Raw genomic sequence first — 10,833 nt, 5'->3', positions numbered from 1 at the left:
CCGTGTTTGAGCCACCCCTGCTCCAGATTGGGGGCGTATAACTCCGCACGCCCCGATATTCCTTTTCAAACTTATCAGAAGGTTAGCAACATTTCCCGGTACCTGCCCGGAGTTTTGCGAACGCGTTCGTATAACTCCGGGCTTTATGTTGTTTCTGGCTGGTTTGGCATGGGGGAATCCTGCAATACTTGGGCTTTACCCTCGCTGAAAGAGACTCCTTTATGCACGCGCCTTTCTGGCTGACTACGGCTTTGCTGTTTCCGGTGTTGCTCTATCAGGGCAAGCGCACCCGGCGGGTGACGCCACGGCTGCCAGAGGCCACTGGGGATTGCGCAGGCCAGTACGGGGAGGGAGAGCCCCTTTTTCGGTTGCTGGTGCTGGGCGAGTCCACTGCGGCGGGCGTGGGGGTTGAAAGCCACGCCCAGGGTCTGGCAAGCCAGTTGGCGTTGCAGTTACATCAACGCACCGGGCTCTGTATTGGCTGGTCTACCTTTGGGGTGAATGGTATTCGGCTGGGTGCGCTGCTTGATGCGCTGGGCTCCGCCGACTTGCCACCGGCAGATGCAGTATTACTGAGCATGGGGGTAAACGACACTACCGGTTTCACTCCACGGTTCCGGTTTCGCCGGCAACTGATTCAGCTCCGCGAAACCCTGGCAACCCGGTATCAGGCGCCCATTACGTTGCTCAGCGTGCCGCCCATGGACAAATTCTCGGCCTTGCCGGCACCCCTGCGCCAGGTTATGGGATGGCGGGCGCGGCAGTTGGACAGGGTGTATCAGGTGCTTGCGGCAAGGAACCCGGAAGATTTCCGGTATCTGGGTTACCCCACAGTGTCAGACCCTGCCCTGCTCGCCCGGGACGGCTACCACCCGAGCGACAAGGGCTACCGCGCTATCGCGCAGGCGTTGGCCGAACAGGACTGGGGGCTGCCGCCCCCGTAACTCATCCCAGGTTCTTGCGCATGAATTTCTGCAGCTCGCCCACAATCCCGCTGCGGAAGGCCAGTACCGTCAGCACAAAGATGCCGCCGAGGATCGGGTCTACCCAGTCGCGCAGCGGCCCCTGGGACAGCTGGTATTCAATGTTCACCACAAAGGTGGCACCCACCACCGGCCCAAGCAGCGTACCCATGCCGCCCACCAGGGTCATCAGGATGACCTCGCCCGACATATGCCAGTGGGCATCATTGAGAGACGCCAGCTGGAACACCACGGATTTCATGGAGCCGGCCAGGCCCGCCAGCGCGGCGGAGATCACAAAGGCCAGGATCTTGTAGCGATCCACGTTGTAACCCAGCGAGACCGCCCGCGGTTCGTTCTGCTTGATGGCTTTCAGGATCTGCCCGTACGGGCTGCTGACAATGCGCTGCACCAGCAGGTAACAGGCGATAAACACCACCAGCACGAAGTAGTACATATTGAGGTTGTCTTCGAGATTGATCAGACCAAACAGCTCGCCCCGGGGGATGCCGTGCATGCCGTCTTCGCCGCCGGTAAATTCCGACTGCACAAAGAAGAAGAACACCAGCTGTGCCAGCGCCAGGGTCACCATGGCAAAGTAGATGCCTTGCCGGCGGATCGACAATAACGCAAAGGCCAGTCCTAACAAGGTGGCCGTGGCGGTACCGGCAATGATGCCCATCTCGGTGGTCAGGCCGGAGAAGTTACTGAGCAGGTAGCCCGTGGTGTAACCTCCGGTGGCCAGGAAGGCCGCATGGCCGAAGGACAGCAGGCCGGTAAACCCGAACAGCAGGTTAAAGGCCACCGCAAACAAGGCAAAACACAAGATCTTCATCAGGAAGACCGGGTACATCACGAAGGGCGCGGCCAGCAGCAACAGCAGCAGCACGCCGTTCACCATCAGTTTCTTGCGGTCCTGGATCTTTTGCTGCTCGACAATGGCCTTGTGGATATCGGCAGGATTAACAGGCTGGTTCATGATTATGCCTCCTTACCGAACAGGCCGGTGGGTCGGATCATCAGCACCAGGACCATCACCAGGAAGATAACGGCCGAAGACGCCGGCGGGTAAAACGTTTTGGTGAGGCCTTCGATCACGCCCATCAGGATGCCCGTGATTATGGCCCCGCCAATGGAGCCCATGCCCCCGATCACCACCACCGCAAAGACCACGATGAGAATGTTGGACCCCATCACCGGAGTTACCGAATAAATGGGTGCCGCCAGCACACCGGCGAAAGCCGCCAGCATGACGCCGAATCCGTAGGTCAGGCTCACCAGCAAGGGGACGTTAATGCCGAAGCCCTGCATGAGCTGTGAGTCTTCTGTGCCCGCCCGGAGGTAGGAGCCCAGTTTGGTTTTCTCGATGATGAACCAGGTGCCAAAACACACCAGCAGGGCCACCACGATGACCCAGGCCCGGTAGTACGGCAGGAACATGAAGCCAAGGTTGATACCGCCTTTGAACAAATCCGGCATGGAATATCGAAGCCCGGACACGCCGTAGATATTGGTGAGCACGCCCTGGATGATCAGGGCCACCCCGAAGGTGAGCAGCAGGCTGTAGATATGATCCTGGCCGGCAATGCGCCGGAGCAGGAAGTATTCGATGAGCATACCGAAAGCGCCAACCAGTACGGGAGCGACGAAGAGCGCGACCCAGTAATTGACGCCCAGCAGGTCAAACAGAACCACGGTGACCAGGGCACCGAGCATGTACATGGCGCCATGGGCGAAGTTGATGATCTTCAGCAGACCGAAGATAACCGCGAGGCCAAGGCTTAACAGGGCGTAGAAGGCGCCGTTGATAATCCCGATCAGCAGCTGGCCAGACAGCACAGCAAGGGGGACGCCGAAAATCATGGTCATGTTGCTAACTCCACAAGCAGCGCAGACGTTGTTTTTGTTGGGGTGTTCGTCCGGGCGGGTACCCGGCGCCGGTCGCGCTTAGAGACCGGGCACCGGGTAATTCCCCGTTGCTTAGTTCACCAGCTTGCACTTGCTCTCAGAGAGCGGGCGGTAGGCTTCATCCGCCGGAATCGTCCGCAGGATCTTGTACAGATCCCATTCATTCTTGGACTCCGCCGGGGTTTTCACTTCCGCCAGGTACATGTCATGCACCATACGGCCGTCTACCCGGATTTTGCCGTTCTTGGCAAACATGTCGTTGATGGGTGTATCCATCATCTGCTTGCGCACGGTCTGGGCATCATCCGAGCCGGTGGCAGCCACCGCATTCAGGTATTGCATGGTGCTGGAGTAAATGCCGGCATGAACCATGGTCGGGCGTACGCCGGTTTCTTTCATGAAGCGATCAGACCACTCGCGGGTTTCGTCGTTCATGTCCCAGTACCAGCCGGTCGTCAGCTGGATGCCTTGCGCGGTTTCCGCACCGAGGGCATGGACGTCGGTAAGGAACAGCAGTAACGCCGCCAGTGTCTGGCCCGCCTGGGTTACCCCGAACTCACTGGCGGTGGTGATGGCGTTGGTGGTGTCTGCACCGGCATTCGCCAGGCCGACCACATCCGCTCCCGAGGCCTGGGCCTGGAGGATGAAGGAAGAGAAATCCTGGGTCGGGAACGGATGGCGCACGCTGCCCACAATCTCGCCGCCGTTGGCCTCTACCACGCGGGTAACATCGGCTTCCAGGGCGTGGCCGAAGGCGTAGTCGGCGGTCAGCAGATACCAGGTCTTGCCGCCTTCCTTCACCACAGCACTGGCCGTACCATTGGCCAGCGGATAGGTGTCGTACACATAGTGAATGTGGTTGGGTGTGCAGTGTTCGTTAGTGATGCTGGAAGCCGCCGAACCGGAAATGATGCCCAGCCGGTCGTTCTCTTCCAGGATCTTGCTCACGGCGATGGACACCGAGGAAGCCACCATACCGGCCACCAGATCCACCTTGTCGTTTTCCACCCAGCGGCGAACGGTGCTGGAGGAGGTATCCGGGCTGTTGCGGTCGTCAGCACTTACCACTTCAATCTTGGCACCATTGACGGTGCCGCCAAAATCCTTGATCGCCATTTCCAGGGCGGTCAGGCCATTGGGGCCGGCCAGGTCTCGATAGGTACCGGACATATCGGCCAGGTAGCCAATTTTTACGGTGTTGTCCGAGATTGCCGCCTGGGCACCACTGGCCATCAGAGCTGATGCAACGGCTGAGGTCAGAAGCTTTTTCATCATTGTCATTGTTGTTTCTCCGCTACTGTCTTGCGTTGGTTCGGGTTGTTGTTGCTTTTATTACTCTCGTTCTATCCGGGGTCAGACCCCCAAATAGCCATCCAGCACCGACTGTTTGGCACTCAGTTCGTTGGCGCTGATTTCTTCCACAATCTGGCCGTGCTCCACCACGTAATGTCGGTCGGCCAACGGCGCGGCAAAGTGGAAATTCTGCTCCACCAGAACAATGGTCAGGCCCTTGTTCTTCAGGGCTATCAGGACTTCCCCCAGTTTCTCCACGATCACCGGGGCCAGGCCTTCGGTGATTTCATCCAGCAACAGCATGTTGGCGCCGGTGCGCAGAATGCGGGCCATGGCCAGCATCTGCTGTTCGCCACCAGAGAGCTTGGTGCCCTGGCTGAAGCGGCGTTCATAGAGGTTGGGGAACATGGTGTAGATTTCTTCCAGGCTCATGCCACCGCTGCGCACCACTGGCGGCAGGGTGAGGTTTTCCTGCACGCTGAGAGAGGAAAAAATGCCCCGATGCTCGGGGCAATACCCGACACCCAACCTGGCAATATGATGAGGCGCGCACTGCATGGTTTCTTCGCCGTTGATCATGATGGAGCCCGTGCGCCGGCCCACCATGTTCATGATGGCTTTCAGCGTGGTGCTGCGCCCGGCGCCATTTCGGCCGAGCAGTGTGACCAGTTCGCCCCGCTGAACCACCATGTCGATGCCGTGCAGAATGTGGGATTCGCCATAGAATGCGTGCAGGCCGGAAATGCGCAGCTGCTCGTATTCGCGGTCCGGATTCTTGCTCATTGGGCCGCCTCCACGTTTTCGCTGGCGGCGGCCTGTGACCCCCGCTCGCCACTGCCATCACTGCCCATATACACCTCGCGCACACGCGGGTCGGCGGAGACCGTCTGGTAATCGCCTTCCGTCAAGACTGCACCCTGGGCGAGTACGGTGATGCGGTCGCACAGTTTGCTGACCACGCTCAGGTTGTGCTCCACCATCAGTACCGTCCGGCCCTGTGCGGCCTTGCGCACCAGTTCCACTACGCGGTCAACGTCTTCCGAGCCCATGCCCTGGGTGGGTTCGTCCAGCAGCAACAGCTGGGGTTCCATGGCCAGGGTGGTGGCCAGCTCCAGCGCCCGTTTGCGGCCATACGCCAGCTCTACCGTGGTGGTATTGGCGAACTCGGCCAGGCCGACAGACTCCAACAGCTCCATGCAGCGCTCGTTGAGCTTGTGCAGGGAGTTGCCGGATTTCCAGAAGCTGTAGGAGGAGCCCTCTGCGGTTTGCAGGGCCACGCGAATGTTTTCCAGCGCGGTCATGTGGGGAAACACGGCAGAGATCTGGAAGGAGCGAACAATGCCTTTGCGCGCAATGGCGGCGGATTTCAGGGGAGTGATGTCTTCACCGCGGTACAGAATCTGCCCGCGGGTGGGAATCAGGAACTTGGTCAACAGGTTGAATACGGTGGTCTTGCCGGCACCGTTGGGGCCGATCAGGGCGTGGATATCCCCCTGACGGATCTGGAGGTTGACGTCGTTAACGGCGACAAACCCCTTGAATTCCTTGACCAGGTTACGGGTCTCGAGAACGTACTGTTCACTCATGAGCCACTTCACCTTTTGTTATTGTTGTATTTCGCAACTAGCACACAGATTAGATTTACGTGCACGTAAACGTCAAGAACTAATTTTGTTATTTCTCGGGCGGTATGGAATAGGTCATGGTGGAGTGTGCCACCGGGTCTTCCATGCCATCGGAATAGACGAAAACCTCGCCCACGCCCATGGTGCGCCCCACCTTCAACAGGGTCGCCCGTGCCCGTATCGGAGCATGCGCCACCGGCTTGCGAAGGAAGTTGATGTTCAGGTTCGTCGTCACCGCCAACGGCACCAGGCCAATCCGGCTGAGCAAGGCTGCATACATGGTGACATCCGCCAGCGCCATCATCGCAGGCCCGGATACGGTCCCGCCCGGGCGCAGGTGATCATCCTCCACGGCCAGGGTCATTTCCGCCCAGCCGTCACCCAGTGCCTCCAGGGAGCCGTATGCGGCCCCCTGGGGGAACTGAACCTCGAGGAAGTCTTTCAGCTCCTCGAAGGTCACTTTCATGCCGGCACCTCATCCTGGGCCCGGTTGCGCAGCACGAAGCGCTGGATCTTGCCACTGGGCGTTTTCGGCAGTTCATCCACGAATTCGATCTCACGGGGGTAGGCGTGGGTGGACAGACGACGGCGGACCAGTTCCTGCAACTCCTCCTTGAGCGCCTGGTCGTCCACCGGCTCCTGGCCAGCTTTGATCACAACATAGGCTTTGATGATCGAGCCGCGCTTTTCATCGGGCTTGGCCACGACACCGGATTCGGCAACAGCGGCGTGTTCCAGCAAGGTACTTTCGACATCGGCCGGCCCCACGCGGTAGCCTGCGGTGGTGATGATGTCATCGTCCCGGCCACTGAAAGAATAGCCACCATCGCCATGGCAGATCACCATGTCACCGGTCAGGTAGTAGCCATTCACGAACGGGTCTTTCTCACCCCAGGTGTAGCCATCGAAATGGAACAGTGGCGAGGCTTTGATATCCACCGCCAACTGGCCAATCTCGCCGGCCCCCACCTCTTCGTTTTTCTCGTTCAGCGCCACCACGCGATGCCCGGGGGATGAGTACCCCATGGAGCCCTGGCAAATGGTGTGCTCCAGGCCATGGAAGTTGCAGCAGGTCATACCGGTTTCTGTCTGGCCATAATGATCCTTGACCGGGCAGAAGTGCCGGCGGGCAATCCAGTTCACCACTTCCGGGTTCAGCGGTTCACCCGCACTGCTGCACACCCGCAGCCCCAGATTCTCCCCTTCCGGCAAGACCTGATCGTTGGCCTTCAACAGCCGATACGCCGTGGGCGCCGCCGCCAGGTTGGTGATCTTGTACTTGCGGATCATGTCGTAGGTGGATTCGGGGGTGAACGGGTTGGGGTTGAAATGCGTGGCGTGACCCATTAACAGCGGGCCCGTAACGGCGTAGTACAGACCATAGGCCCAGCCGGGGTCAGCCACATTCCAGAACACATCGTCGTCGCGCAGTTCAATGGCGTACTTCATGTACACATAGAATGCCAACAGGGCTTTGGCGGGCACGGCCACGCCTTTCGCTTTGCCGACGGTACCGGAGGTGAACATCTGCAGGAACGGATCGCTCCCGGTGATCATCACCGGCTCACACTGGTCTGACTGCTGGTCCAGCACCTGCTGGAAGTCTGCAACGTCCTCGCCCGTGGCGGCGGCGTTCACGCACAACACCGGCGGGCAGTTGTTGACGTCATTGAGCTTGGGATAGTTGTCAGGATCGGTGACCACCAGTTTGGTGCCGGCTTTTTCCAGGCGGTATTCAATGGCCCCGGAGCCAAACGCGGTAAACAGCGGCTGGTAAACCGCACCGAGGCGCAAGGTGCCGGCAATCACGATCAGGAGTTCCGGGCCCCGCGGCAGCAGGCCGGCTACCCGGTCACCCTTTTTGACACCATGAGACTTCAGATAGTTGGCAAAGCGGGCCGAGGCTGCTTTCAGCTCTGCGAAGGTAAGCACGCCATCACCACCACCCACTTTCTCGTAAAACAGCGCAACCTTTTGCGGGTCGGAAGCCCATTTATCACAGATTTCGTGGCAGACGTTCAGGCCACTGTCCAGGCGCCCGTCCAGAATTTCCGCTTCCAGTGCGGCCGCATCAAAGTTGTCATACACCTCGTTGTAGTGCGGTAGGCTCATCGTACACTCCATTTGTTGTCGTTGTTGGTTGCACAAGATTTAGTCAGGTTTAGCACAGCCTTCACTTTACGTAAAGGTAAACTTTAGGCTAAAAAGAAAGGGCGACCTGCCATCGCCCTCCCCTGCTTACTCCGGTTTGTACAGCCGCAGAATGCTGGAGAAATCCAGCTCTCCGTTGCCCTGCCCGGCATGCAGCTGGAACAGGTTTCGGGCCAGGGAGCCCATGGGAATCGACGCCTGGTTGGTCACCGCGTTGTCGAACGCCAGGCCCAGATCCTTCGCCATCAGGTTCACCAGGAAACCGCCTTGATAATCGCGGGAGGCTGGCACACCCTCCATCACCCCCGGCCAGGGGTTATAGACATTCAGTGCCCAGTTACCGCCAGAACTTTGCTTCATGATTTCCGAGAGCACGGCAGGGTCCAGGCCATTTTTGGCACCCAGGGCCAGGGCTTCGCTGGTGCCGGCCATCAGGATCGCCAAAAGCATGTTGTTGCAGATCTTGGCCACCTGCCCGGCACCATGGGGGCCGGCGTGGAAGATATTCTTACCCATGCCTTCCAGAATCGGCTTGGCTTTCTCGAAGGTACTCGCGTCGCCGCCACAGATGAAGGTGAGCGTACCGGCTTTGGCACCACCCACACCTCCGGATACCGGGGCATCAATAAACGCAAGCTCTCGCTCAGCCGCCTGTTCGGCGACGTTGCGGGCCGTTTCCGGGGCAATCGTGGAAGAATCGATCACCAGCGTGCCGGCTGGCAATGCAGCCAGCAGGCCATCGTCACCCAGGTAGACCGCCTCCACATGCTTGCCGGCCGGCAGCATGGTGATCACGCATTCTGCGCCCTCGGCGGCGGCTTTGCCGGAATCCGCCGTGCGGGCACCTTCGGCCACCAGGGCCTCAACTGCGGGCTTGGACAAATCGAACACGGTAACGTCGTGGCCGGCCTTGAGCAGGTTGGCCGCCATTGGCGCACCCATGTTGCCCAGGCCGATAAAGGTAATCTTGGCCATGTTGCTTCTCCTTGTTGTTGTACGGGTCATCGCTGCGCAAAGGCAGACTACTGGCTGAAAAATCCGTTAACCCAGGCACTGTCCACTTCACTGAGTGAGGCATAGCGCCAGCGGGGCTGCATATCCTTGTCGATCAGCAATGCCCGTATGCCCTCGGCAAATTCACCTTTCTTCAGGCTGTTGTGGGACATCACCAACTCGTTGTCGAGCACCTCTTTCAAGCTGTGCAGGCGGCTGCGGTGGTAGTGTTGCCACATCAGGGCCAGGGAGGTCGGAGACGCGGCCTTCAGCCCCTTCACCGATTTGCCGAGCCAATCTTCCCGAGCCCCCAGCTCGTCCAGTTGTGCCACCACCTGCTCCAGAGAATCCGCATCGGTGGCCTGCTGGATGTCTTCAAAATGCTCACGCACGGGAGACGCGGGTAAGGCCTCACGGCTCTGCTGTTCAAACTGCCGCAGCACTGCGCTCACCACCGCCTGCGCCTCCGCTCGTTGCCAATCCGCCGCTTTCAGGGCATCCACAACCTGGTCTTTCAGGCCATGGGAGATAAACCGGTCGGCCATGTTCACGAACAACGCATCGGCGCCGTTCATGCGGGCACCGGTCAGTCCCAGAAACAGGCCCGTGCGCATGGGCATGCGGTTCAGAAACCAGCCGGCACCAATATCCGGGTACAGGCCGATGCTGACTTCCGGCATGGCGAGCTTCGAGTGCTCGGTCACCACCCGGTGAGAAGCACCCACCATCAGACCAATACCGCCACCCATCACGATGCCGTTGCCCCAGCAAACGATGGGCTTCGGGTAGGTGTGGATCTGGTAATCCAGCTCATATTCCTCGTTAAAGAAGCGCTCGCCCTCCGCCAGCTTGCCCGGCTCGGTCATGGCCCGGTACAGCGAGACGATATCGCCGCCAGCGCAGAAGGCTTTGTCACCCTCGGCTTCCAGCCAGACAGCCTGAACCTTGGGATCCTCGGCCCAGCGGCTGAGCTGGGGCTTGAGCAGGCTGATCATATCCATCGACAGTGAGTTGAGATTGCGCGGCGTGTTCAGCCGTGCCACGGCAATCAGCTCACCATCAGCGGTTTTCCATTCTTCAAATACGATTGGTTGATCACTCATAGCGAATCCGGGTTATCGGTTTTTCCAGTCGGGCTTGCGCTTCTCCAGAAACGCATTCACGCCTTCTTTCTGGTCTTCGGTATGGAACAGCTCCACGAACAATTCACGCTCCATGCGCCAGCCGTCGCTGTGGCTGCGACCGTCGCGGGCGCTCATCACCAACTGCTTGCAGCGGGCGATGGACGAAGGGCTCTGCTTACAGGCACCCTCCGCCAGTTTCAGGGCGGCTTCCAAGCCGTTGCCGGTGGGCACCACTTCTTCCACCAATCCGATTTCCAGGGCCTTGGCGGCGGTTACCCGTTCACCACACAAAATCATGCGTTTGGCCCAACCCTCACCCACCAGCCAGGGCAGGTTCTGGGTGCCGCCGGCACAGGGCAGCAGGCCAACGCTGGCCTCCGGCAGAGCCATCTGGGCATGCTCTTCTGCAATCCGGATATCACAGGCCATGGCACATTCCAGGCCACCACCCATGGCATAACCGTTTACGGCGGCAATCGATACGCCACGGAACGCCGTCAGCGCTGCGAACGCTTCACCGAATCGTTGCGCCATGTCGTTGGCGCGAGCCCGGTCGCCGTCGGCGAAGGTTTTCAGGTCAGCACCGGCGGAGAAAAACTTTTCCCCCTGGCCAGTCACCACCAGCGCGAAGATGTTCCGGTCGGCGTTGAGCTCTTCCACGGTCGCCTTCAGCGCGGCGAGGGAATCGGCCGTCCAGGTGTTGGCCGGCGGATTGGCGATGGTCAATACCGCAATGTGGCCGCGTTTTTCCAGTTGAATCAGTTCACTCATCACAAA

The 10,833-nt window shown here is 59.6% G+C and carries 11 protein-coding genes; 1 reads left to right on the top strand and 10 read right to left on the bottom strand.

Features of this window, described 5'->3' with window-relative positions; all coding sequences use genetic code 11:
• The first annotated feature begins 221 nt into the window (after positions 1 to 221).
• The gene (locus tag C7436_RS18630; protein WP_121208722.1) at positions 222 to 944 is read left to right on the top strand and encodes an SGNH/GDSL hydrolase family protein; all 723 of its coding nucleotides are present in this window, start codon (positions 222 to 224) and stop codon (positions 942 to 944) included.
• Between the two features lies 1 nt (position 945).
• Here C7436_RS18630 and C7436_RS18625 read toward each other — a convergent pair whose 3' ends face one another.
• The 10 genes from C7436_RS18625 to C7436_RS18580 all read right to left on the bottom strand — a co-directional run bounded on the left by C7436_RS18625 (position 946) and on the right by C7436_RS18580 (position 10,827).
• Positions 946 to 1,941 carry a branched-chain amino acid ABC transporter permease gene (locus C7436_RS18625; RefSeq protein ID WP_113878808.1) on the bottom strand — a complete coding sequence of 332 codons (996 nt, stop codon included), beginning with the start codon at positions 1,939 to 1,941 and terminating at the stop codon, positions 946 to 948.
• 2 nt (positions 1,942 to 1,943) lie between these two features.
• The gene (locus C7436_RS18620; protein WP_106762237.1) at positions 1,944 to 2,831 is read right to left on the bottom strand and encodes a branched-chain amino acid ABC transporter permease; all 888 of its coding nucleotides are present in this window, start codon (positions 2,829 to 2,831) and stop codon (positions 1,944 to 1,946) included.
• Positions 2,832 to 2,942: 111 nt separating this feature from the next.
• Entirely contained in the window at positions 2,943 to 4,151 is a 1,209-nt protein-coding gene (locus tag C7436_RS18615; protein WP_014420872.1) for an ABC transporter substrate-binding protein, read from the bottom strand.
• A 72-nt stretch (positions 4,152 to 4,223) separates the two neighbouring features.
• Positions 4,224 to 4,946, bottom strand: a complete 723-nt coding sequence (locus C7436_RS18610) for an ABC transporter ATP-binding protein (protein ID WP_014420871.1) — start codon at positions 4,944 to 4,946, stop codon at positions 4,224 to 4,226.
• Positions 4,943 to 5,749: an ABC transporter ATP-binding protein gene (locus tag C7436_RS18605; protein WP_014420870.1), complete on the bottom strand. Its 807-nt coding sequence runs from the start codon at positions 5,747 to 5,749 to the stop codon at positions 4,943 to 4,945. The genes C7436_RS18610 and C7436_RS18605 overlap by 4 nt, the downstream gene beginning before the upstream one ends.
• 88 nt (positions 5,750 to 5,837) lie before the next feature.
• Entirely contained in the window at positions 5,838 to 6,254 is a 417-nt protein-coding gene (locus tag C7436_RS18600; protein WP_014420869.1) for a PaaI family thioesterase, read from the bottom strand.
• On the bottom strand, positions 6,251 to 7,900 hold the full coding sequence (locus C7436_RS18595; RefSeq protein ID WP_121208721.1) for an AMP-binding protein: 1,650 nt from the start codon (positions 7,898 to 7,900) through the stop codon (positions 6,251 to 6,253). The genes C7436_RS18600 and C7436_RS18595 overlap by 4 nt, the downstream gene beginning before the upstream one ends.
• Before the next feature lie 126 nt (positions 7,901 to 8,026).
• Positions 8,027 to 8,914 carry a 3-hydroxyisobutyrate dehydrogenase gene (gene mmsB / locus C7436_RS18590; protein WP_121208720.1) on the bottom strand — a complete coding sequence of 296 codons (888 nt, stop codon included), beginning with the start codon at positions 8,912 to 8,914 and terminating at the stop codon, positions 8,027 to 8,029.
• Between the two features lie 47 nt (positions 8,915 to 8,961).
• Entirely contained in the window at positions 8,962 to 10,035 is a 1,074-nt protein-coding gene (locus C7436_RS18585; RefSeq protein WP_014420865.1) for an enoyl-CoA hydratase/isomerase family protein, read from the bottom strand.
• Positions 10,036 to 10,047: 12 nt separating this feature from the next.
• Positions 10,048 to 10,827: an enoyl-CoA hydratase gene (locus tag C7436_RS18580; RefSeq protein WP_014420864.1), complete on the bottom strand. Its 780-nt coding sequence runs from the start codon at positions 10,825 to 10,827 to the stop codon at positions 10,048 to 10,050.
• Positions 10,828 to 10,833 lie beyond the last annotated feature (6 nt).

It is taken from the genome of Marinobacter nauticus (assembly GCF_003634635.1).
GTDB lineage: Bacteria > Pseudomonadota > Gammaproteobacteria > Pseudomonadales > Oleiphilaceae > Marinobacter > Marinobacter nauticus.
The sequence above is the reverse complement of the archived record's forward strand: the minus strand, read 5'-3'. Positions and strand labels throughout refer to the sequence as shown.

Excerpts from the sequence above, each read along its gene's own strand:
- mmsB (WP_121208720.1), bottom strand. The coding sequence starts at position 8,914 with ATGGCCAAGATTACCTTTATCGGCCTGGGCAACATGGGTGCGCCAATG.
- C7436_RS18615 (WP_014420872.1), bottom strand. The coding sequence starts at position 4,151 with ATGACAATGATGAAAAAGCTTCTGACCTCAGCCGTTGCATCAGCTCTG.
- C7436_RS18585 (WP_014420865.1), bottom strand. The coding sequence starts at position 10,035 with ATGAGTGATCAACCAATCGTATTTGAAGAATGGAAAACCGCTGATGGT.
- C7436_RS18625 (WP_113878808.1), bottom strand. The coding sequence starts at position 1,941 with ATGAACCAGCCTGTTAATCCTGCCGATATCCACAAGGCCATTGTCGAG.
- C7436_RS18595 (WP_121208721.1), bottom strand. The coding sequence starts at position 7,900 with ATGAGCCTACCGCACTACAACGAGGTGTATGACAACTTTGATGCGGCC.
- C7436_RS18600 (WP_014420869.1), bottom strand. The coding sequence starts at position 6,254 with ATGAAAGTGACCTTCGAGGAGCTGAAAGACTTCCTCGAGGTTCAGTTC.
- C7436_RS18620 (WP_106762237.1), bottom strand. The coding sequence starts at position 2,831 with ATGACCATGATTTTCGGCGTCCCCCTTGCTGTGCTGTCTGGCCAGCTG.
- C7436_RS18630 (WP_121208722.1), top strand. The coding sequence starts at position 222 with ATGCACGCGCCTTTCTGGCTGACTACGGCTTTGCTGTTTCCGGTGTTG.
- C7436_RS18580 (WP_014420864.1), bottom strand. The coding sequence starts at position 10,827 with ATGAGTGAACTGATTCAACTGGAAAAACGCGGCCACATTGCGGTATTG.
- C7436_RS18605 (WP_014420870.1), bottom strand. The coding sequence starts at position 5,749 with ATGAGTGAACAGTACGTTCTCGAGACCCGTAACCTGGTCAAGGAATTC.
- C7436_RS18610 (WP_014420871.1), bottom strand. The coding sequence starts at position 4,946 with ATGAGCAAGAATCCGGACCGCGAATACGAGCAGCTGCGCATTTCCGGC.